Source organism: Bacillus carboniphilus (assembly GCF_020524035.2).
GTDB lineage: Bacteria > Bacillota > Bacilli > Bacillales > JAIVKR01 > Bacillus_CC.
The window spans coordinates 1377634-1401093 of record NZ_CP129013.1 but is presented as its reverse complement, the minus strand read 5'-3'; the positions used below and the strand labels follow the sequence as shown (position 1 = coordinate 1401093).

The 23460-nt window shown below is 36.1% G+C and carries 21 protein-coding genes and 3 pseudogenes; 23 read left to right on the top strand and 1 reads right to left on the bottom strand.

The genetic code is table 11. The features are described from left to right. The first annotated feature begins 17 nt into the window (after positions 1-17). The 22 genes and pseudogenes from spoIIIAC (at position 18) to LC087_RS07075 (ending at position 20572) form a co-directional block, all read left to right on the top strand. Positions 18-224: a stage III sporulation protein AC gene (gene spoIIIAC, locus LC087_RS07180; RefSeq protein ID WP_226540001.1), complete on the top strand. Its 207-nt coding sequence runs from the start codon at positions 18-20 to the stop codon at positions 222-224. Continuing rightward, positions 178-630 carry a stage III sporulation protein AD gene (gene spoIIIAD, locus LC087_RS07175; RefSeq protein WP_226540003.1) on the top strand — a complete coding sequence of 151 codons (453 nt, stop codon included), beginning with the start codon at positions 178-180 and terminating at the stop codon, positions 628-630. Before spoIIIAC ends, spoIIIAD begins: the two co-directional genes overlap by 47 nt. 18 nt (positions 631-648) lie before the next feature. Then, positions 649-1884: a stage III sporulation protein AE gene (gene spoIIIAE, locus LC087_RS07170; RefSeq protein ID WP_226540006.1), complete on the top strand. Its 1236-nt coding sequence runs from the start codon at positions 649-651 to the stop codon at positions 1882-1884. An 11-nt stretch (positions 1885-1895) separates the two neighbouring features. Continuing rightward, positions 1896-2504: a stage III sporulation protein AF gene (gene spoIIIAF, locus LC087_RS07165; RefSeq protein ID WP_226540008.1), complete on the top strand. Its 609-nt coding sequence runs from the start codon at positions 1896-1898 to the stop codon at positions 2502-2504. Then, positions 2505-3140 carry a stage III sporulation protein AG gene (spoIIIAG, locus tag LC087_RS07160; protein WP_226540010.1) on the top strand — a complete coding sequence of 212 codons (636 nt, stop codon included), beginning with the start codon at positions 2505-2507 and terminating at the stop codon, positions 3138-3140. It abuts the gene before it with no gap. A 78-nt stretch (positions 3141-3218) separates the two neighbouring features. Beyond that, the gene (locus LC087_RS07155) at positions 3219-3806 is read left to right on the top strand and encodes a SpoIIIAH-like family protein (RefSeq protein WP_226540012.1); all 588 of its coding nucleotides are present in this window, start codon (positions 3219-3221) and stop codon (positions 3804-3806) included. A gap of 371 nt (positions 3807-4177) precedes the next feature. Then, entirely contained in the window at positions 4178-4678 is a 501-nt protein-coding gene (gene accB, locus LC087_RS07150; protein ID WP_226540014.1) for an acetyl-CoA carboxylase biotin carboxyl carrier protein, read from the top strand. Between the two features lie 14 nt (positions 4679-4692). Beyond that, positions 4693-6048, top strand: a complete 1356-nt coding sequence (gene accC / locus LC087_RS07145; RefSeq protein ID WP_226540016.1) for an acetyl-CoA carboxylase biotin carboxylase subunit — start codon at positions 4693-4695, stop codon at positions 6046-6048. A 3-nt stretch (positions 6049-6051) separates the two neighbouring features. Next, positions 6052-6444: an Asp23/Gls24 family envelope stress response protein gene (locus tag LC087_RS07140; RefSeq protein WP_226540019.1), complete on the top strand. Its 393-nt coding sequence runs from the start codon at positions 6052-6054 to the stop codon at positions 6442-6444. Positions 6445-6598: 154 nt separating this feature from the next. Beyond that, positions 6599-6989 (top strand): annotated as a pseudogene (gene nusB, locus LC087_RS07135) (transcription antitermination factor NusB). Positions 6990-7024: 35 nt separating this feature from the next. Then, a complete protein-coding gene (gene folD, locus LC087_RS07130) occupies positions 7025-7879 on the top strand; it encodes a bifunctional methylenetetrahydrofolate dehydrogenase/methenyltetrahydrofolate cyclohydrolase FolD (RefSeq protein ID WP_226540023.1) in 855 nt (284 codons plus the stop codon). Next, a pseudogene (xseA, locus tag LC087_RS07125) lies at positions 7876-9223 on the top strand (exodeoxyribonuclease VII large subunit). The gene folD and the pseudogene xseA overlap by 4 nt, the downstream one beginning before the upstream one ends. Beyond that, complete coding sequence (locus LC087_RS07120) at positions 9216-9452, top strand: exodeoxyribonuclease VII small subunit (protein WP_226540027.1); 237 nt, start codon at positions 9216-9218, stop codon at positions 9450-9452. The pseudogene xseA and the gene LC087_RS07120 overlap by 8 nt, the downstream one beginning before the upstream one ends. Beyond that, positions 9449-10336 (top strand): annotated as a pseudogene (locus LC087_RS07115) (polyprenyl synthetase family protein). Before LC087_RS07120 ends, LC087_RS07115 begins: the two are co-directional and overlap by 4 nt. A 739-nt stretch (positions 10337-11075) precedes the next feature. Next, on the top strand, positions 11076-11666 hold the full coding sequence (locus tag LC087_RS07110) for a CNNM metal transporter family protein (protein WP_226540032.1): 591 nt from the start codon (positions 11076-11078) through the stop codon (positions 11664-11666). Positions 11667-11687: 21 nt separating this feature from the next. Further along, entirely contained in the window at positions 11688-13589 is a 1902-nt protein-coding gene (gene dxs / locus LC087_RS07105; RefSeq protein WP_226540034.1) for a 1-deoxy-D-xylulose-5-phosphate synthase, read from the top strand. Then, positions 13583-14419 carry a TlyA family RNA methyltransferase gene (locus LC087_RS07100; RefSeq protein ID WP_226540135.1) on the top strand — a complete coding sequence of 279 codons (837 nt, stop codon included), beginning with the start codon at positions 13583-13585 and terminating at the stop codon, positions 14417-14419. Before dxs ends, LC087_RS07100 begins: the two co-directional genes overlap by 7 nt. Positions 14420-14569: 150 nt before the next feature. Then, positions 14570-15019: a transcriptional regulator AhrC/ArgR gene (ahrC, locus tag LC087_RS07095; RefSeq protein WP_226540036.1), complete on the top strand. Its 450-nt coding sequence runs from the start codon at positions 14570-14572 to the stop codon at positions 15017-15019. 43 nt (positions 15020-15062) lie between these two features. Continuing rightward, a complete protein-coding gene (gene recN / locus LC087_RS07090) occupies positions 15063-16760 on the top strand; it encodes a DNA repair protein RecN (RefSeq protein WP_226540139.1) in 1698 nt (565 codons plus the stop codon). Positions 16761-17367: 607 nt separating this feature from the next. Next, positions 17368-18651 (top strand): SpoIVB peptidase, encoded by a 1284-nt coding sequence (spoIVB, locus tag LC087_RS07085; RefSeq protein ID WP_226540038.1) that lies wholly within the window; start codon positions 17368-17370, stop codon positions 18649-18651. 300 nt (positions 18652-18951) lie between these two features. After that, positions 18952-19731 (top strand): sporulation transcription factor Spo0A, encoded by a 780-nt coding sequence (gene spo0A / locus LC087_RS07080; RefSeq protein WP_226540041.1) that lies wholly within the window; start codon positions 18952-18954, stop codon positions 19729-19731. A 109-nt stretch (positions 19732-19840) separates the two neighbouring features. Further along, on the top strand, positions 19841-20572 hold the full coding sequence (locus LC087_RS07075; RefSeq protein WP_226540043.1) for a glycerophosphodiester phosphodiesterase: 732 nt from the start codon (positions 19841-19843) through the stop codon (positions 20570-20572). 34 nt (positions 20573-20606) lie between these two features. On the opposite strand, the gene LC087_RS07070 is transcribed toward LC087_RS07075, so the two are convergent. Then, the gene (locus LC087_RS07070) at positions 20607-20849 is read right to left on the bottom strand and encodes a DUF2627 domain-containing protein (RefSeq protein ID WP_226540045.1); all 243 of its coding nucleotides are present in this window, start codon (positions 20847-20849) and stop codon (positions 20607-20609) included. A gap of 441 nt (positions 20850-21290) precedes the next feature. Between LC087_RS07070 and LC087_RS07065 the strand changes: the two genes are divergently transcribed. Next, positions 21291-23378: a sigma-54 interaction domain-containing protein gene (locus LC087_RS07065; RefSeq protein ID WP_226540047.1), complete on the top strand. Its 2088-nt coding sequence runs from the start codon at positions 21291-21293 to the stop codon at positions 23376-23378. Positions 23379-23460 lie beyond the last annotated feature (82 nt).

Genomic DNA, 23460 nt, shown 5'->3' with positions numbered 1-23460 from the left:
CATTAGGGGGATGTGATATGGGTGTAGATATTAATACGATATTCCAAATTGCTGGGATAGGAATTGTCGTTGCGTTTTTGCACACGATACTTGATCAAATGGGAAAAAAAGAATATGCACAATGGGTCACCCTAATAGGATTTATCTATATTTTATTTATGGTGGCATCAATTGTAGATGATTTATTCACGAAGATCAAAGCGGTCTTTTTGTTTCAAGGTTAAGGGGGGATTTGTTATTGAAATAATTCAAATCGTCGGTTTAGGTTTAATTGCTACCTTCCTTTCCTTAATTGTGAAAGAACAAAAGCCAACGTTTGCGTTTATGTTGGTTGTTTTTGCTGGCTGTGTCATTTTTCTTTTTTTAGTGGATAAAATCTTTGAAATCATCCATATGATTGAAACACTTGCAACGAAAGCGAATGTCAATGTCCTTTATGTTGAAACGATTTTGAAAATCATTGGAATTGCTTATATCGCAGAGTTTGGTTCACAAATTACAAAAGATGCTGGACAAGGGGCGATCGCTTCTAAAATTGAGTTAGGTGGGAAAATTATTATCCTCACAATGGCTATTCCAATACTTACAGTGTTAATTGAAACCATTATTAATATGATTCCTAATTTATAGAAGTAGAGAGGTGATATGTTGAGTGGCGAATTTTATAAATTATCGTTTTATGATTTTGCATATTCACTTTTATTATTAGTAGTAATGATTTTATTTTTCGTTTTACCTGTAAGTGTACAAGCCAACGAGGATGAAGAGACTTTAAAACAAGAAGAGACCTATGTAACAGATCAATTAGTAGAACAACAAGTCGAAAGTTTAGATTTAACAGAAATAACGGAATATTGGAATGATATTATTCATCAATATGGAGGGTTTCTACCTGAAAGTCAAAAAGGGAGTTTAACTCAATTTTTAACAGGTGAGAAGGAATTTACTGCTAAAGAATGGATGAACGGATTTTTTCGATTTTTCATGCACGAAATTATAGCGAATGGAAAGCTTTTAGGAATGCTAATTATTTTAACTATTTTTAGTGTTATGTTGCAGTTATTACAAAATGCTTTTCAACAAAGCACTGTAAGTAAGGTTGCCTATTCAATTGTTTATATGGTGTTAATCATTATAGCTTTGAACAGTTTTCAGGTGGCAAATTCTTATACGCTTGAAGCCATTGGAGGGATGACCAACTTTTTAATTGCTTTAATCCCGCTATTGCTTGCATTGATGGCTTCTTCAGGTGCTGTTATATCTGCCTCTTTTTTTCATCCTATTCTTATTTTCTTAATGAATACGAGTGGAATCCTAATAGAAAAGGTTGTCTTGCCACTTATCTTTTTATCCGCACTACTCTATATTGTAAGTACCTTGACTGATCAATATAAAATTACTCAGTTGGCTCAGCTATTAAGGAATATAGGAATCGGTCTTATGGCAACATTTTTAACTGTATTTTTAGGCGTCATTTCTGTTCAAGGAGCTTCTTCAGCTGTTGCGGATGGCTTAACGTTACGAACCGCTAAATTTATAGCAGGGAATTTCATACCGGTTCTTGGGAGAATGTTCACAGATGCTACCGATACGGTTTTAAGTGCTTCAATGTTACTAAAAAACACCATAGGAATTGCTGGTGCTTTAATTTTATTATTTATTGCTGCTTTTCCTGCTATTAAAGTATTAACGCTTGCTTTTATTTATAAATTTGCAGCGGCTATTCTTCAACCCCTAGGGGGAGGGCCTGTTATTACTTGTCTTGATGTTATTAGTAAGAGCATTATTTACATTTTTGCCGCTTTAGCGATTGTGTCGTTAATGTTTTTCCTAAGTATAACAGTGATTATAGCAGCTGGAAATATGTCCTTGATGGTCCGATAGGAGGAGATGGTGTGTCCTTTTTATCTGAGTGGATTGCTAATATCATTTTATTTATATTAATTGCGATCATTCTTGATATGCTTTTGCCAAGTTCAAGCATGAGGAAATATGTCAAAATGGTCACCAGTCTTCTATTGATGGTTATTATTATTTCCCCTATTTTTAACGTGTTTTCTATGGATCTCTCAAAATTGATAACAGAAAACACGATCGACCCCACGATGACTTCCCAAACAAAAACTTCTATTGAAAATCAGAAAAAAGAAATACAAGACTTCCAACGTGCATATACATTAGAACAAATGCCTGTACAAATGAAAATGGCGGTAGAAAGGGAGTTGATAGAAGATTATGATCTTCAAATAACCTCTATAAAAATAGAAGAAAAAAATCTACCGATTCAATCACAAGATGATATTAACAAAATTGATGTTTACTTAAATGAAGTAGAAAATCAATCGATAGAGGTGGTTGAAGAAATTGACATAGATGTTTCTAGGCCTCAAGAACAAAATCAACATCATCCCGAGAAGAATCAAATCATTCAAGTTTTATCACAAACGTGGCAAATCGATTCACAACTCATTGCTGTTCATTTTGAAAGGGGAGTGGGAAGATGAATGAAAAATAAAGTATCAAATTTCTTCGAGTCATTAAAGAATGGTTTTCATAAAACAGAAGGGGAAAAAAATAAGAAGGTTTCATATTTATTAATCGTTCTACTCATTGGGATTCTGTTTATGTCAATTAACCTTGCTAATAGTGAAGATCAAAATCAAGACAGTTCAATCGCTGAATCAGCAAAAAAGAAAACCACGCAAGTTCCGAGTGAAAGGGCAGTAGCAGAAGAGCAAGAGATCTTTCAATATGAGAAAACATACGAGGAACAGCTTAAAAAAATGTTAGAGGAAATATCGGGAGTAGAGGATGTATCGGTAATGGTGAATGTCGATTCTACTTATTCAAAGGTTCTTGAGAAAAATCGTATCTCGCAAAACCAAACGACAAAGGAAACAGATCGAGAAGGTGGGGAAAGACAAGTAGATGATCAAACAAACGAGGAACAAGTCGTTATTATTAGGCAAGGAGATGGAGAGGAACCTGTAGTTATCCGCATGGAAAAACCAACAATTTCTGGTGTGCTAGTCGTGGCACGAGGGGTTGAAAATATAGCGATTGAAAGAATGGTCATAGAAGCTGTCACTAGAGCACTAGATGTACCTAGTCATCGAGTAGCTGTTCAACCTAAAAATTGACAGGGGTTTGTTTTAGAAAACGATTATTATTCATACCAAAAAAATATTTTTATTTTTAAAAATAAGGAGGATTTAAGAATGTTAAAAAAACAAACGGTTTGGTTATTAACAATGTTGAGTTTAGTGATTGTTCTTTCGATCTATTATATTAACACACCAAAAGATATGGCTACACCTGAACAAATTAATCAAGAAGTAGCTAAAGGAACAGATTTAGTGAAAGACGATCAAGAAAAAAGCGAAGAGGATAAAGATGTGATGGGAGAAGGGAAAGAACAATTGGAGGATGGAACGATCATTTCAAGCGAATCAAGTGAGAGTGTCTTTGATTCACTTCGTTTAGAATTAGAAGAACAAAGAAGCGAACGTGAGGAACATTTAGAAGCTGTTGTGGCATCAGCAGAGGCAACAACACAAGAAAAAAATAAGGCATATGATGAATTGAGAGAGTTAAACGATCTTTCATCTAAAGAAAAAGTTTTAGAGACGTTAATTAAGTCACAAGGGTATGATGAAGCGCTTGTAAGAGCAAGTGAAGGCAATGTACGTATAACGGTTAAGTCTAATGAACTATCAAAATCAGATGCAAATAAAATTATCCAGCTTGTGAAAACAGAAATAAAAGATATCCAAGATGTAGCCGTTCAATATGAAGTTGAGAAGTAATAGGAATTAATGGAACTTTAAGAAAAAAACCGCTAAATGCGGTTTTTTTCTTGTTGAAGTTATTTATGAAATTATCAATAAACCTTGGGAATGATAGCGTTTAAAAAAAATAAAAAATAGCTTATAATGGAAAGAGAGCAAAAATTAATAAAACCTTTGATGTTGGTACACACACAAGTTTTTTTATTCTTGAGTTTAAAAAGTAGTTATCGTATAGTGTAGTTATAGTAGTAGACTTTAGTACTAGATTATAATTTTATCAAAAAAAGATTTTGATGTACTACCATAAGTTTTCCAAAACATATGGTAAATTCTCGACAAATGCATGAAGTAACGAATAACCTACATATACTTTAAAGGGGTGCAAAGCAATGTTAAAAGTACAAGAAATTCGAGAACTTATCAAACTAATTGATGAATCAACGATTAACGAATTTACATATGAAAATGAAGGCACAACGGTAAAAATGAAAAAAGGGGAAGTGGTCCTAAGAAGTGAAAATGCTACCCAACAGCAAGTGAAAGAAGTAATACCGACTCCACCTATTGAAGAAAAAAACGAATCGAATCAACCAAAAGCAGTTGAAAACAATCAACCAAAAGAAAAGGAAATAGCGAGATCAGAAGAAAATTTGAAAGAGATTACCTCACCAATGGTAGGTACCTTTTATTCAGCGTCTTCACCTGAAGCGGAGCCTTATGTCAAAGTAGGATCTAAAGTAAAAAAGGATTCTGTTGTTTGTATTATTGAAGCGATGAAGCTATTTAACGAAATTGAAGCTGAGGTTCAAGGAGAAATTGTTGAAATCTTAGTAGAGAATGGTCAACTGCTTGAATACGGTCAGCCATTATTTTTAGTGAAGCCTGAATAAAGGGAGTTTTAATGATGATCAAAAAAATACTCATAGCAAATCGAGGAGAAATCGCTGTTCGAATTATCCGTGCGTGTAAAGAACTAGGCATTGAAGCAGTTGCTGTATATTCTCAAGCTGACAAAGATGCTCTACATGTTCAAATTGCAGATGAAGCATACTGTATTGGTCCTCAATCGTCTAAAGAGAGCTACCTGAATTTAACTAATATTGTCAGTGTAGCTAAACTAACCAATTGTAACGCCATCCATCCCGGATACGGTTTCTTAGCTGAAAATGCTGACTTTGCAGAACTTTGCCATGATTGCAACATCATTTTTATTGGCCCCACTTCACAAGCGATATCTAAAATGGGGACAAAAGATGTTGCAAGAGAAACGATGAGAGAAGCTGGTGTTCCAGTTGTGCCCGGTTCAAAAGGAATTGTTGAAAGTGATGATGAAGCTATTGCACTCGCAGTAAAAATAGGATTTCCCATTATTATTAAAGCGACCGCTGGTGGCGGTGGTAAAGGGATTCGAATAGCTAAAAATGAAGAAGAATTAATTAAAGGGATGGCCATTACTCAACAAGAAGCAGCCACTGCTTTTGGGAACCCTGGTGTCTATATTGAAAAGTATATTGAAGATTTTCGCCATGTTGAAGTTCAAGTACTAGCAGATAATTTTGGATCAACTATCCACCTTGGAGAGAGAGATTGTACCATTCAACGTCGTCTGCAAAAATTAGTCGAAGAAAGTCCATCTCCTAAGCTATCTTCTGAGCTAAGAGAAGATATGGGAGCCGCGGCTGTTAAAGCGGCTAAAGCTGTTCAGTATACGGGTGCCGGAACAGTAGAATTTATTTTCGATTATCGAGAAAATAAGTATTACTTTATGGAAATGAATACGAGGATACAAGTGGAGCATCCGGTAACTGAGCTTGTCACGGGTGTAGATTTAATTAAGGAACAAATTTTGATCGCTTCAGGTCAACCTCTTTCCTATTCTCAAAAGGACATTTCCTTTTCAGGTTGTGCAATAGAGTGTAGAATAAATGCAGAGAACCCATATAAAAACTTTATGCCGGCTCCTGGTAAAATTGAAATGTATTTACCGCCAGGTGGATTTGGTGTTAGGGTAGATTCTGCTGTGTATCAGGGGTATTCTATTCCGCCTTATTATGATTCAATGATTGCAAAATTGATCGTTTATGGTCAGAATAGAGAAGAAGCGATTGACCGCATGAAGCGTGCTTTGAGTGAGTACGTTATTGAAGGAGTTCCAACTACGATTCCTTTTCATTTAAAACTTTTTAATCATCCTTCCTTTAAAAGTAATGAGTATAATACCAAATTTTTAGAGTTAAATAATATTATGGAGGAGGAGTAAACCTTGAGTGAAAATATTTTAGAGATGAGTCAAGAAGGCCTTGGTAAAGTGGAGATTGCTCCTGAAGTAATTGAAGTCATTGCTGGTATTGCATCAAATGAGGTAGAAGGTTTAGCGCAAATGAGAGGGAACTTTGCTGCAGGTGTGGCCGAACGTTTTGGTTTAAAGAATCACGGTAAAGGTGTCAAAGTTGATTTAACTGATGATGGAATTGTGATTGATATTTATTGTGTGGTTCAGTTTGGCATTTCTATCCCGACTGTTGCAGGCAAGGTTCAAGAGAATATTCGCCAGTCCCTTAAAAACATGACAGCGTTAGATACAAAAGAAATAAATGTTCATGTTGTAGGTGTGCAGTTTGAAACTTCTTCTGAGGAAGACAAAGAAGAAGAGTAAATAAGAAAAGCGAAAGAACACGTAAAGCCTAACGGGAAAATTTCCTGTTGGGCTTTATTCTGTTTCAAGATAATAACCCACGTGTGTGCTAACGGTGTCTAATTGTGATATATTCTATTTAGTACATTTACAGAGAAGAAGGAGTATTATGAACATGAAACGTAGAACAGCAAGAGAAAAAGCATTCCAAGCTTTATTTCAATATGATGTTTCACAAATTGAACCGAAAAAAGCGATTGAATATGCCCTAGATGGACAAGAAGGAGACGATTTTTTTTCCAGACTTGTCTTTGGTGCGATTGAACATCAGCAAGAAATCGATCAAATGATTACGAATCATTTGAAAGATTGGGACCATTAATCGAATAGCAAATGTAGATCGATCGATTTTAAGAGTGGCTGTTTTTGAAATGAAGTATGTAGAAAATGTACCAGCGAACGTTTCCATAAATGAGGCCATAGAATTAGCAAAAACTTTTGGTGATGACAAATCCAGTCGATTTATTAATGGAGTTTTATCTAGTATTAGTGAAACTATAAACTAAATATAAAAACCATTCAAACTAGGGGGAACTGTTTAATGTCAGCAACAATCATAAGTGGGAAAGATGTAGCAAAGGATAAGAGAACTCAATTAAAGAAAAAGGTCGAAGAAATTCGTTCACAAGGGGTTGTCCCTAAATTAATCATCATTTTAGTCGGGAATGATCCGGCCTCTTTATCATACATAAAAGGAAAGAAAAAAGCCGCAGAAGAAACAGGAGTGGACTTTACCTTAGAACATTTGGATGAAGGAACTACAGAGGCTACTTTGTTGCAATTAATTGATCGATATAATAACGACAATATGGTAGATGGGATTTTAGTACAATTACCTTTACCTGCTCATATTGACGAAACGAAAGTGATTGAGAAAATTTCTCCCGAAAAAGATGTTGATGGATTTCATCCGATTAATATTGGGAGAATGATGACTCAACAAGATTGTTTCTTACCATGTACACCAGCAGGAATTCTCGAATTGATTAAAACTTCTGATATAAACATTTCCGGGAAAAATGCCGTTATCATTGGGAGAAGTAATATCGTGGGTAAACCCGTTGGACAAATGCTTTTGAATGAACATGCTACGGTGACTTATTGTCATTCAAGAACCAAGAATATTGAAGAGTTTACGAAGCAAGCAGATATCGTAGTTGTCGCTGTTGGTATAGCTAATTTCTTGCCAGGAAATGCAATTAAAGAAGGGGCTATTGTCATTGATGTTGGCGTCAATCGTTTAGAGAGTGGAAAATTATGTGGGGATGTTCATTTTGAAGAAGCTAGTGAGCATGCAGGCCATATTACACCCGTGCCTGGTGGTGTAGGTCCGATGACCATAACGATGCTTATTTCCAATACGGTAAAAGCAGCAGAGAAAAGGGCTAGAAAATGAGTGAAATGAAATACGTCACTGTAAGGGCATTGACAAAATATATTAAGCATAAGTTTGATGTAGACCCACATTTAACAGATATCTGGATAAAGGGAGAACTTTCAAATGTGAAGGTACATAGTCGGGGCCATATTTATTTTACAGTGAAAGATGAGGAAGCAAAGATTTCGGCTGTTATGTTTGCTAGAAATGCAAGTGACTTAAAATTCAAACCTGAAAACGGAATGAAGGTGCTACTTAGAGGAGGAGTTTCAGTTTATTTACCAGCAGGTTCTTATCAAGTCTATGTGAAAGAAATAGAACCAGATGGTATAGGAAGTTTATATTTAGCGTTTGAAGAGTTAAAGAGAAAGCTTAAACAAGAGGGATTATTCGATGAACGTTATAAAAAGACGATTCCAATGTTCCCGCATACGATTGCAGTTGTGACATCCGCAACAGGTGCTGCTGTTCGCGATATTATGACAACGGTAAAACGCAGATTCCCAATAGCCAAAGTCATCCTTCTTCCGGCCCTCGTTCAAGGTGTAAATGCTAGCTCTTCAATTGCTAATCAAATCAAGAAGGCCAACGAATTGCCAGACATTGATGTTCTGATTGTAGGTAGAGGTGGAGGTTCTATAGAAGAATTGTGGGCTTTTAACGAAGAAATAGTTGCTAGGGAAATACATGCTTCAGACATACCTGTGATTAGTGCAGTAGGCCATGAGACGGACTTTACCATTGCTGACTTTGTAGCGGACTTAAGAGCCCCTACACCAACAGCAGAGAGCAGCAGAATTAGCTGTTCCTCACCTTCAAGAAGTATATGAAAAAATAGAACAACGAAAGACTCGGCTTTTTCGATCAATGAAAGAAACGTTTAATGGGAAGAAGGTACAGTTAGAACACATCCAGCGCTCTTATGCCTTTAAATATCCAAAGCAATTATTCTTGCAAAAAGAACAGCAGTTTGATCAACTGTTTGAAAGGTTTGAGCGCGAAAACAGATTAAACATACAAAGAAAAAAAGAGACCTTCTCTTACATAGAAAAAAGAATTGTAGCTCCTCATAAAAGAATAGAGCAATCAAAACTAGAATTTAGTCGCTTGTTGAAAGAACTGCAAAAGAATACTCAAATCGCAATTGATAAGAAACAAATGTCCTTTGAGTATATAAGAAGTCAAATGGAAACATTAAATCCACTTAGTATAATGTCTAGAGGATATAGTATAGCCTTTAAAAATAAAAAGATTGTAAAAAGCATTCATGAAACCAAAACGGGTGAACAATTGGATATACAATTAAAAGATGGGATGGTACGAACAGAAATTTTAGGGAAAGAGGCTAGAGAGCATGACTGAGAAAGAAATTAGTTTTGAAGAAGCGATGAAGAGTTTGGAAGAGATTGTGAATAAACTTGAAGAAGGAGACGTCCCGCTTGAAAAAGCAATTGAATATTATCAAGAAGGAATGGGACTATCGAAAATTTGTCATGAAAAACTGCAACATGTTGAAAAACAAATGGATTTTATTTTAAAAGAGAACGGGGAGATGACTCAATTTCATCTTCAGGAGGATGAAAACGAGTGAACCAAAACGCTTTCCTAACCTTTTTACGATCGAGAAAAAATTTAATAGAAGAAGAGATCCCTTCATATATAGAGAATCTTTCTGCTCCTTCCTCTCTTAAGGAATCTATGCTCTACTCTTTATGTGCAGGTGGAAAGAGATTGAGACCCACTTTACTTCTTGCTGTGTTGTCCTCATTGGATATAGATGAGCATATAGGTTTAGATGTTGCGATTGCAGTTGAGATGGTCCATACTTATTCGTTAATTCATGATGACTTGCCTTGTATGGATGACGACGATTTACGTAGAGGGATGCCTACTAACCATAAAAAATTTGGTGAAGCTATGGCCATTCTCTCGGGTGATGCCTTACTTACAGAGAGCTTTAACCTCATTGCGAAATCAACCTTATTAAATGATATAATAAAAGTTAGGTTACTTAGTGAATTATCTGAGTGCTCGGGTGCAATCGGAATGGTTGGCGGGCAAGTGTTAGACATTGAAGCCGAAAACAATGAACTGAATTTAAAACAGTTAGAAAATATACACGAACTAAAAACGTCAAAATTGTTGACATTCTGTGTTGGCTGCAGGGGCTATTATCGCTGAAGTTGATGATGAAGTAGTGGAAAAGCTGAGGGAGTTTGCTTATCATGTAGGAATTGCATACCAAATAGGCGATGATATATTAGATGTTGAGGGATCTGAAGCAATTTTAGGTAAGCCAGTAGGATCAGATTCAAATAATGATAAAACAACATACCCTTCTCTTTTAACCATGCCAGGAGTAAAGACAAACTGAACAGTCATATTTCACAAGCAAGTTCTATCCTTGAACACCTGCCGTTTGATTCTCATTTGCTTCAGTCATTTACTGCCCTCATTGCGAATAGGGATCATTAGGAATTGTCAATATTGTATCTTTCATGATATAATGAACTTACCAATTGAAGTGGTGCAGTATTCTAGTCAGTCCTCCAGTTTTGAAGGCGGGCCTAAAAATCCGCTAAAGGGCACATCGATGAAGTTCCTTGTGTTGGCTTGAGGCGCCCAGCCTTGGGTTGATGCTGGGAGTTAAGGTTGAAGGGCGATCCACAACGGCATGTGGGCGTTGACCCTTTTTCCGCGGAGGCCCATTTCTGTACAATTAAACTGTATGGGATGGGGTATGAACCTATCTACGTCTCTTTTCTAGAAAAGGGATCACGGATAGCGTAGCCTGCCTTGAGTGGAGTTTGAGGGGATTATAGTTTAGGAACTTTTTCATGTGGCCAATGAAAGGGCTCCTCATGACACTATATGAAATCAACTCTGCAAAAGAGGCTAAGAGCTGGTCGAAGGCTGCCGAGGAAATCTCCTAGACTGTTCCATTGGACATTTATAGAGGATTATAGTACGGACTAAGTGGTAATCCAGTCTAGTACCTGGTGACAGTACTAAAGTGGACTTAAAGGGAAACCGCCATAGTGGCAACGCATGGTGTCTACTTGGGAAATCCTACTGGACCTAAGCCGTAAACTTTACTCTGTAAGTGACCACTTCAAATACATATTGAAATTCATTAAATGTATATTTGTGTAAACGCTTACATAGATACTTATTTGAAGGTATTCTAAATTTATAATAAAAGGTGTAAGAGATAATGAGAGAAGTAATACGCCATTCAATAAAGTGGACTTTAGGAATTGCCGTTATCACGTTAGTGTTAGCGGCTCTTTTTTCAGTTATTTCAACATCCATTCTAGAAGGTGCAGGCTACCTTTTAGGAATGATGATTGTACTTGCGATCGTGTTAATGGGGATCTTCTTTGATATGCTAGGGATTGCCTCTACCGCTGCTGATGAGGTTCCTTTTCATGCAATGGCAGCAAAAAAAGTAAAAGGGGCGAGGCAAGGAATCAGAGTGGTTCGAAATGCAGACCGCTTTTCTAGCTTCTGTAATGATGTCATTGGTGATATTTCTGGTATAATTAGTGGAACTGCTTCTGCTTTTGTAATTGCAAAATTAGCTATAGCCTTACATTATAATGAAGGTTCTTTAAATGAATTCATCATTTCCGTCATTTTTACTAGTGTTGTTGCTGCCTTAACAGTAGGTGGGAAGGCATTTGGTAAAACGATGGCCATTCATTTTTCTACGGAGATTATTTTACAAGTGGGCAAAATATTTTATTTTGTTGAAGAAAGGTTTAATATAGTATTATTGAACGATAAAAAGAAAAAGCGAAACTAGAGTCGAAAGTGAGTGATCCTGATGGATCTTACCAACATTGAAAACCCTCAGTTTCTTAAACATTTATCTAAGGAACAGTTGGAGCAACTAAGCTATGATATTCGTCAGTTTCTTATTGAAAAGCTTTCAAAGACAGGCGGACATATTGGTCCTAATTTAGGAGTCGTTGAGCTTACCATTGCTCTCCATAAAGTTTTTGACAGTCCGAAGGACAAATTTCTTTGGGATGTTGGACATCAAGCCTATGTTCATAAAATCTTAACTGGTCGTGCCAAGGACTTTGACACGCTTAGGCAATATAAAGGCTTGAGTGGATTTCCAAAAAGGGCGGAAAGTGAACATGATGTTTGGGAAACAGGCCATAGTTCCACTTCTTTGTCAGCTGCAATGGGGATGGTCATTGCTCGTGATATAAAAAGATCAAATGAACATATCGTTCCCATCATAGGGGATGGAGCGTTAACAGGTGGGATGGCACTTGAAGCCTTGAATCATATTGGACATGAACAAAAGGATATTATTGTGGTTTTAAATGATAACGAAATGTCTATAGCCCCTAATGTTGGTGCTCTTCATAATGTTCTAGGAAGAATGCGAACAGCGGGCAAATACAATTGGGTAAAAGATGAAATTGAGTATTTAATAAAAAGAGTTCCAGCTGTAGGTGGAAAACTTGCATCAACAGCTGAACGAGTCAAGGACAGCCTAAAATATTTATTCGTTTCCGGTATGTTTTTTGAAGAAATGGGTTTTACCTATTTAGGTCCCGTTGATGGGCATGATTTTAATGATTTATTTGAAAACTTAAACTATGCGAAGAAAACTAAAGGTCCAGTCTTATTACATGTCATGACGAAAAAAGGGAAAGGTTATCATCCTGCTGAAAAGGATAAGGTAGGAACATGGCACGGTACCGGCCCTTATAAAATTGATACGGGTGATTTTCTAAAACCGAAACTAGTTGCTCCATCATGGAGTAAATTAGTGGCTGAAACCGTAAGGAACTTAGCAAGAGAAGATAGACGTATTGTTGCGATTACACCTGCTATGCCTGTTGGTTCTAAGTTGGAGGGATTTGCGAAAGAATTTCCAGATCGTATGTTTGATGTAGGAATAGCCGAACAACATGCAACAACAATGGCTGCTGGTTTGGCTGCGGTGGGGATGAAGCCGTTTTTAGCTATTTATTCTACTTTCCTCCAAAGAGCATACGATCAGATGGTACATGATATTTGTAGACAAAATTTAAATGTTTTTATCGGCATTGATCGCTCTGGTTTAGTTGGAGCAGACGGAGAAACGCATAATGGAATTTATGATATTGCGTTTTTAAGACATGTACCGAATATTGTTGTTATGATGCCTAAAGATGAAAATGAAGGACAACATATGGTGAACACAGCTATCAAATACAATGATGGTCCAATTGCACTCCGCTATCCTCGTGGCAATGGGCTAGGAGTTGAGCTTGATGATCAATTAACTGTTATTCCAATTGGTTCATGGGAAGTTTTAAGGGATGGATCGGATGCAGTTATTTTAACTTTTGGTACGACTATTCAAATGGCTCTGGAAGCAGCTGACCAACTGGAAAAAAATCTAAAGTTATCTGTACGTGTGGTTAATAGCCGATTTATCAAGCCTCTTGATGGGGATATGTTAGCTGAAATTTATCAAGAAGGATTACCAATATTAACGATCGAAGAAGCAGCTTTGCAAGGCGGATTTGGAAGTGCAGTGTTAGAACATGCTCAGGAAAATGGGTATGATCCATTGTTAATTAAAAGAATGGGTATTCCAGACTATTTTGTTGAACATGGGAGTGTAAATTTATTGCTGGAAGAGATCGATCTTACAAAAGAGAAGGTAATGGAAAATTTACGATTGATGATACAGAAAAAGGACCGAAAAAAAATATTATGAGCAAAAAAGAAAGATTAGATGTATTATTGGTTGAGCGAGGCTTAATGGATTCTAGAGAAAAAGCGAAACGTTCGATCATGGCTGGACTTATTTTTAGCAACGAAGAAAGACTGGATAAACCAGGTGAAAAAGTAAGTGTTGATATTCCTCTAACGGTTAAAGGAGCGGAGCACCCATATGTTAGCCGCGGAGGTTTAAAATTAGAAAAAGCAATTGAGGTTTTTGGTATTTCCTTTAATGGGAAACTATTAGTAGACATTGGGTCTTCTACAGGAGGTTTTACGGACTGTGCTCTACAAAATGGGGCTCGTGGTTCCTATGCAGTAGATGTAGGGTATAATCAGTTAGCGTGGAAATTACGTCAAGATAACCGTGTTGTCGTAATGGAAAGAACGAATTTTCGTTACGCAAAACCTTTGGACTTTGCTGAAGGACTACCGGATGTTGCTTCTATTGACGTTTCATTTATATCATTAAAAATCATATTGCCTGTTTTAAAATCGATATTAATACAAAAGGGGCATGTAATTGCATTAGTAAAGCCACAATTTGAAGCTGGAAGAGATTCCGTAGGAAAAAAAGGAATCGTTCGTGAGAAAAAGACCCATGTTGAAGTTTTAAATGATATTACCACTTTTTCTTCAAGTATTGGTTTTGATTGTGTTAACTTAACCTTCTCACCTATCACAGGAGGGGAAGGGAATATCGAATTCCTTCTTCATTTAAAATGGGAAGGAAAAGAAGAGGGTGACATTATTCTTCCGACTTCGATCGATAAAGTGGTAACAGATGCACATCTACAATTGAAAAAGAGTAGAGAACAGGAATAAGTTTATTCCTGTTTCTTTATGTCATTTATTATATATGGTTTTTGAATAGGACGGAGATGAAATTGAGTATACTTTCATAAAAGAGCATGTACTTTTTTACTGATATTGTATAGTATGTTATTGAGGGAGTAATATTCAAGGGGTGACACCATGAACAAAGGTCAGAGACATATAAGAATTAGAGAATTAATAACAGCACTTGAAATAGAAACACAAGATGATCTTGTTGACTTATTAAAGCAGGCAGGATTTAATGTTACTCAAGCTACAGTTTCAAGAGATATTAAAGAATTACATTTAGTAAAAGTACCAATGATGGATGGACGCTACAAATACAGCCTTCCGGCTGATCAACGATTTAATCCACTACAAAAACTAAAGCGATTAATGATGGATGCGTTTGTTAAGATTGAAGGGGCCAGTCACATGCTTGTCATGAAAACTCTTCCTGGAAACGCAAACGCTATCGGAGCCTTAATTGATAACCTTGATTGGGAAGAAATTTTAGGGACGATATGCGGAGATGATACGTGTTTAATCGTATGCAGAACACAAGAGGATACTGAGGTAGTATCCAATCGTCTATTAGATATGCTTTAATATGAAATGAACTTTCGGAAATACATATGTGAGGTGAGAGATTCTGTTAGCAGAATTATCAATTAAAAATTTTGCCATAATCGAAAGCCTTACTGTTTCTTTTGAAAAAGGACTCACGGTTTTAACAGGAGAAACAGGTGCTGGTAAATCCATTATTATTGATGCAATTTTTTTATTAGCAGGAGGAAGAGGATCTTCTGAGTTTGTTCGACATGGCGAGCAAAAAGCAGAACTAGAAGGGTTATTTTTATTGGATAATGAACAACATCAATGTATTGATAAATGTGAGCAATTTGGGATTGAAGTTTTGGATGGTATGATTGTCATGCAAAGACATATATCATCTAATGGTAAAAGTGTGTGCCGTATAAATGGTAAATTAGTGACGATTTCTATCTTAAGGGAGGTAGGGAGTCATTTAATTGACATTCATGGTCAACACGATAACCAAGTCCTAATGAATCAAGAAAAGCACCTTTCCTTACTTGATCAGTTTTGTCATGAAGAAATTTCACCTGCACTTATAGCTTATCAAGAACTGTATGAAAAATACGCTAGCTTTAAGAAGAAAATGTTATCGCTTTCTGAAAATGAACAAGAGATGGTTCACCGGTTAGATCTAATCCAATTTCAGCTAAATGAAATTGAAAATGCACAACTACAACCGCAAGAAGATGAACGATTAGAAGAAGAATTAAATAAATTATCTAATTTTGAAAGTGTTTATAAAAAACTCACTGTGAGTTATGAAGCACTGCAAGGAGAACAACGGGGACTTGATTGGATAGGGCTAGCAATGAACCATTTAGAAGAAGTGTCACAAATTAGTGAAGAATTAAAAACCATGTATGAACAAATGTCTAATAGTTATTATTTGATTGAGGAATTAACATTCCAAATGAGAAATGAGTTAGATCAACTTGAATTTGATCCTAAAAAGCTAGATGAAATACAATCTCGATTGAATGAAATATCTCAGTTAAAAAGAAAATATGGACATACCGTTGAAGAAATTTTATCTTATGCCTCGGTTATTGAAGAGGAAATTGACACGATTTTAAACCGTGAAAATCATTTGTCCAAACTGGATGATGAACTTAAATCGATATCCGATGATTTACGTGTAGAAGCAAACAATTTAACAGTACTTCGAAAAAAGTTTGCAGACCAGTTAAGAAAGCAAATTCATCAAGAGTTAAAAGAGCTTTACATGGAAAAAACCCAATTTTATATCGAATTTATAACTCGAAAAGAACATTTTAAAGAGTACGGGGTAGATGATATAGCGTTTTATTTATCTCCAAATCCGGGTGAATCAGCGAAACCTCTCTCTAAAATCGCTTCTGGAGGAGAATTATCGAGAATTATGTTAGCAATGAAAAGTATTTTCTCGATTCATCAAGAGGTTACCTCGATAATATTTGATGAAGTAGACACAGGTGTAAGTGGGAGAGTGGCTCAAGCAATTGCGGAAAAAATTTACAAAGTTTCTTCCAGTTCGCAAGTCATTTGTATTACTCATTTGCCCCAAGTTGCAGCAATGGCAGACACTCATTTGTTAATCTCTAAATCCATTCATAATAATCGAACAACAACGAACGTTGAACCCTTACCAAATCAGAAAAAAGTAGCAGAAATTGCTCGAATGCTAGCAGGTGCTGAAATTACCAATCTTTCTAAACAACATGCAAAAGAATTGCTTGATATGGCAAAATCAATAAAATACACGACTTTATCATAATAAATACGTAAAAAAGAACTTCTTTAAAAAGGAGTTCTTTTTTTCTTTACAGAGTAAGAAAGTATAAACTTTGTCCTTTATAAGAAGGTGCTACCATTGCTGTCTAGCTCCAGCGCCTAGCCAGAAGACGCCTCCAGGAGGGAGGTGGATCTACGTTGCCACAGGACGTGCGATGAACAGGAAGTTTTAGCATCAACGTTAGCCACAGGACGTGGCTGAACTTAGTTGATGATCCTTTGTGCAGATGATGTTCCATTTCTCTCCGATAAGTCAACGGAGACGCCTCCAGGAGGGAGATGGATCTACGTTTGCCACAGGACGTGGCATTAGGGCTTTTCGTGTTTCCTTTATCTCATGCGGCGATGAACAGGAGGTTCTAGCGTCAACGTTAGTCACAGGACGTGACTGTACTTAGTTGACGTTCTATATTCCTTCGTCGCTAGACGGCCGCTTGCGCTTTTCTTATTACGAGAAGGTCTTTTCTAAATTTATAAGATGGTGGGAACGAATTCTTAAATATTGTCGGTTATAAATCAGCAGGGAAAAGGCAAAATTAATGATACAGCCATAAAGAGTGGTGTGGTGTAGAAGCGAGGAGAGTGTTAAGTTGAAAATAAACATTATAAAAAAATTAATCGGTGTAATTCTCCTTGTTTCATTTGTTTCTATTTGTTTTTCCCAACCTGTTCAAAAGTATGTAAACATACCAAATCAAATGACCATTTTTACTAATCACACTGTTTCAATCCCGACAACCTCAGCGAAATACTCAAATAATTCTGATGCCATAAAAGTTAGCAAAAATAATATGAATACAACTATTAAAGGTCAAAAAGAAGGTAAAGGCCAAGTTGTTATGGATATCGCTGGGGTACCAATAAAAAAAATGAATGTAAATGTTATACCTGAATATAAGGTGGTTCCAGGAGGACAATCCATAGGGGTGAAACTTCATTCTTTAGGAGTGTTAGTGGTTGGGTTTCATCAAGTCAACACAAACGGTGGTAAAGCATCTCCTGCTGAACTTGCAGGAATTGAAATAGGGGATATCATTACTCAAATAAATAATAAAAAAATTGAAAGGCTAAAGGATGTTGCTCCATTTATCCAAGAAGCAGGTAAAACAGGGGAATCTTTAGAACTAGTTTTAAAAAGAAACGATGAACTTGTAGAAACAACACTAGTTCCCATTAAAGATAAAAATGATAAGTCTTATCGTATTGGCTTATATATTCGTGATTCTGCTGCTGGAATAGGAACGATGACTTTTTATGATCCAAAAACAAAAAAGTATGGAGCATTAGGTCATGTTATTTCTGATATGGATACAAGAAAACCAATAGTTGTTCAAGATGGACAATTAGTAAGTTCAACTGTCACTTCCATTCAAAAAGGAAGTAATGGTAGTCCAGGAGAAAAATTAGCGAGGTTTTCAAAACAAAAAGAAGTAATTGGGACAATTACAAAAAATAGCCCTTTCGGAATTTTTGGGGAATTAAATAAACCTATTCATCAGTCGTTAATCAATAAACCTATCCCGGTTGCCATGAGCCACGAGGTAAAAAAAGGACCTGCCAAGATTTATACTGTAGTTGATCATAATAAAGTAGAGGAATTCGACGTAGAAATTATCAGCACAATTTCTCAAAAATTCCCAGCTGTAAAAGGGATGGTTTTAAAAATAACAGACAAAGATCTATTAAACAAAACAGGCGGAATTGTTCAAGGGATGAGTGGAAGCCCTATAATCCAAAATGGGAAGATAATAGGGGCGGTTACTCATGTATTCGTTAATGATTCTACTAGTGGCTATGGGGTTCACATTGAATGGATGCTCCAAGAAGCGGGGATTGATATATATAACGCAGGTGATCAAAATAAAGCAGCATAAAATATGAAAATGGACTTACCAGAATGTCATAAGTGATGATAATGGTGGTCCTTCTTTTTAATTAATAATGAAAGTTGATACTGTAAAAACACTTTAATTACAGTCAAATATTAAGTAAACTATACATATGATAAGTGGAACGAAACATCATTGTTGTCGAATGACAGAGAAAAAATATGAAATATAGAATAATATTACACATTTTGACTTTTTTTATTTTTTTAGAGGAAATATTCTGATGCTGTCGAATTTGTGTGATAGAATCAATTATTGGCATTCGACTCATGGGGAGGAAATGTAGTGAAGAAAATCAAAGTATGTTTAGTTGATGATAACAGGGAGCTTGTGCACCTACTCGAAGAATACGTGTCAAATCAAGAGGATATGGAAATAGTTGGAGTTGCTTATAATGGCCAAGATTGTTTAACGATCTTAGAAGAAAAAAAGCCAGATGTACTCGTTTTGGATATTATAATGCCCCATATAGATGGTTTGGCCGTATTAGAAAAAATGAAGGATTTGAAACAGGAAAGTCAGCCGAATGTCATTATGTTGACAGCATTTGGACAGGAAGATGTAACAAAAAAAGCTGTCGATTTAGGGGCTTCTTATTTTATCTTAAAACCCTTTGATATGGAGAATTTAGTTAGTCATATTAGAGAAGTTGCAGGAAGTCCTTCACCTATTATTAAAAGATCCACAGGTGAAAGAATGGAAAATAAGCCAAAAAATTTGGATGCGAGTATTACAAGTATTATTCATGAAATAGGAGTACCAGCTCATATTAAAGGGTATATGTATTTACGAGAAGCCATTTCTATGGTTTATAAGGATATTGAATTACTTGGATCTATTACCAAGGTATTATACCCAGATATTGCTAAAAAGTATAATACAACGGCTTCTAGAGTTGAACGAGCGATTCGCCATGCGATTGAAGTCGCCTGGAGCAGGGGAAATATTGACTCCATTTCTTCTTTATTTGGATATACTGTAAGTATGTCGAAGGCTAAGCCGACAAATAGTGAATTTATTGCCATGGTTGCAGATAAATTGCGCTTAGAACATAAAGCTTCCTGATAAAGTGAAAATTAGTTAAGAAAATTTGAAAATTTTATTAAAATACGTGCGACGTCAAGAAAAATCCCTTAAAATAATAAGGAAATGTATTTATATAGGGGGATGGATCTTGACACAGATATTGGCGCATAGAGGGGAAGCTGCTTATTTCCCAGAGAATACGATGTTGGCGTTTAAGGAAGGTCTGAAAAGTGGGGCTGACGGAATTGAATTGGATGTTCAACTTACAAAGGATGGAGAAGTTGTTGTCATTCATGATGAACGACTGGAACGAACAACAAACGGTACAGGTTTAGTCAAGGATCATTCATATAGTGAGATTCAACGATTGGATGCGAGCTACAAATTCAAAGACCTCAACCAAAAAGTAGGCATTCCTCTATTGAAAGAGGTCTTGCACTTATTTCAGTCTTACCCTGACAAATTACTTAATATTGAACTAAAAAATGGTATTATTGATTATAAGGGTATAGAGGAAAAAGTAATAAAGTTGGTTAGGCTATATCAATTGGAAGAGCAAGTTGTTATTTCTTCATTCAACCATTACAGTTTAGCAGAGTGTAATCAAATAAATCCAGAAATTGAAACGGCTATCTTATATTATGAAAACTTATATAAACCTTGGGATTATGTTGAAAAAATTGGAGCAAAGTCGATTCATCCATATCAATTATCAATTCGGTCAGCCATTTTAGAAAAATGTTTACAACGTAATATACCTGTAAGGCCCTTTACAATTAATGATGAGGTTACAATGAAAAAAATGTTTAAATGGAATGTCTCTTCTATTATTACTGATGATCCTAAAAAGGCAATTAAAATAAGGAAGTTAGAGAAATAAGCTGAGTAAATAAACCGAGCGTAAAAAGCTCGGTTTATTTTTGTTTTTGTTGAAATCTTTTTTGTACTTTATTTTTTTTTCGATCTCTGTGAAAAATAAATCCTGCAACAAACGCTAGTCCTCCAATAAAAAGAATGAAGCCGCATAGAAATTGGAGAGTAGGAGAGGTAAACGGTGGTTGAAGTATTCCAAATGTCATGTCTCTCATTAACTTAATTCCAAAACCAGCAAGTACACCTGGAATAACTAGTATAAGTAAAGCAATGATGCGTTTCAAATTTCATCTTTCCTTTCTAAAGAGGACCTTATAGAAGAATTTTGTTGTGTATTCGCTAAACAGGCGCATTCTCTTTTCTTTATTGTCTAGCTCCAGCGACCAGTGACTGGTGTTGCTTCGCCCTCCTCTCTACGATAAGTCAACGGAGACGCCTCCAGGAGGGAGGTGGATCTACGTTGCCACAGGACGTGGCTGAACTTAGTAGATCCTCCGCTTTACCGCATTTCGTGTTTCCTATATCTCATGCGGCGATGCACACGAAGTGCTAGCGGGGGCGTTGCCACAGGAGGTGGCTGAAGTTAGCCCGCGTTCCTCGTTAAGTCGTCACTAAACGGTCGCTTCCGCTTTTCTTTATTGTCAAAGGAAAAATAAGTTTTGTCAACCAATAAAGGTATAGTATAATGAATACATGCAATTATTTGCAGGGGTGATATTTGACGAATGAAAAAACAAACAGTTTTGCTTGTTGGGGCAGGAAAAGGTGGAACAACACTACTGAAAATGTTGAATGAAACGAAAACGATTCAAATTGTTTCAGTTGTTGACAAAAATCCATCTGCAGATGGTATGCAATTAGCTAAAAGTTTAGGGATAATGACGTTTGTAGACTGGAAACCTGTTTTATCAGATCAAATTGATATTGTCATTGACGTCACAGGTGATGATGAAGTATTTAAGGGCTTGCTCAAATACAGAAGTGAAAAAACGGTTATCATTCCTGGAAGTGTTGCTTATCTTATGTCTCAACTAATAGATGAAAAAGAAATTCTTATAAGCCGCTTAGTTGAAGAGTCTAAAAAGCAAGAAACCATTCTTAATTCCACTAATGATGGCATGATATTTATTAATAATGATGAGGAAATCACTTATTTTAATAAAGTCGCACAAGAAATTACAGGTATAGATAAACTTAGTGCTCTTGGACACTCGATTAAAGATATTTTTCCATATAGTAAACTCTATCGAGTTCTACAAACGAAAAGGACCGAGTTTAATCAAAAACAGCAACTGCAAAATGGGGCACTAATTGTTGAAACAAGAATCCCTATTATTGATGAAAAGGGCCATCTTCATGGTGCCTTAGCTGTATTTAAGGATATAACGGAAGTTGTTCATTTGGCGGAAGAACTAACAGATATAAAGGAAATTCAAACAATGCTTGAAGCGATCATTCAATCCTCTGATGAAGCTATTTCAGTAGTAGATGAAAAAGGGAGAGGCTTAATCGTTAATCGAGCATATATGAAAATGACTGGACTCAAAGAACAGGAAGTTATTGGGAAACCTGCTAATGCCGATATTTCGGAAGGTGAGAGTGTACATATGACCGTTCTCCGTACAAGAAAGCCTGTGAGAGGAGTCCCTTTAAAAGTTGGGCCGAACAAAAAGGATGTCTTGGTCAATGTTGCCCCAATTATTGTAGATGGAAAGATAAGAGGTAGTGTAGGAGTCATACATGATGTTTCGGAAATTCGAGCATTAACGAATGAATTAAATCGGGCAAGACAAATTATTCGAAAACTTGAAGCGAAATATACTTTTGATGATATAGTGGGTAGTAGTGAACAAATAAAGCTTTCTGTTGAACAGGCTAAACTAGGGGCGAAAACTCCTGTAACCATTCTACTACGAGGTGAGTCTGGGACAGGTAAAGAGCTGTTTGCACATGCAATACATAATGAGAGTGATCGAAAATACAATAAATTTATTCGTGTAAACTGTGGTGCGATAAGTGAATCATTGTTAGAAAGTGAATTGTTTGGATACGTTGATGGAGCTTTTTCTGGTGCTAAGCGTGGCGGTAAAAAAGGTTATTTCGAGGAAGCGAATAACGGAAGTATTTTTCTTGATGAAGTTGGTGAGCTTTCTCCATCCATGCAAGTTAAGCTTCTTCGGGTTTTGCAAGAACAAGAAATTGTCCGTGTTGGTGATACAAAACCGATCTCAATAAATGTACGAGTCATTGCAGCGACAAACGTTAATTTAGAAAAAGCAATGAGTAATGGTCGCTTTCGTGAAGATTTATATTATAGGCTTAATCGTTACCCAATATTTATTCCTTCACTTAGAAATAGGAAGGAGGATATTGAGGCTCTATCTCTACATTTATTGCGTAAAATAAGTCAAGATTATGGAAGGATAATCTTAGATATTGCCGAGAATGCCGTTTCTTATTTATGTAAATATAATTGGCCTGGAAATGTAAGAGAACTGGAAAATATATTAGGTCGGGCAGTAATCTTTTTGAATCACCATGAATCCGTTATTAATTTAAGTCATATCCCTCCACTTCCAATAGAGTCAAGGCTTGATTTTCCAGAAAAAGAAATGATTCATTCTATGTTTGGGAAAGATAATAAAAGAAACCTTTCGCAAATGTTAACAGATATGGAGAGATTAGTTATAAAACATAAACTTAAAGAAAATGGTTATAACAGAAAAGACACCGCAGAAGATTTAGGGATATCCATCCGTAACTTATATTATAAATTAGAAAAGTATCAAATTGAAGATGATTGCATGCAGTGAATTTCATCTCATGCATGTTTTTGCAGTTGGACTGGTCATTAAAACTATCTTTATTTAGTTAAATATTTATATTTTAAGTCAA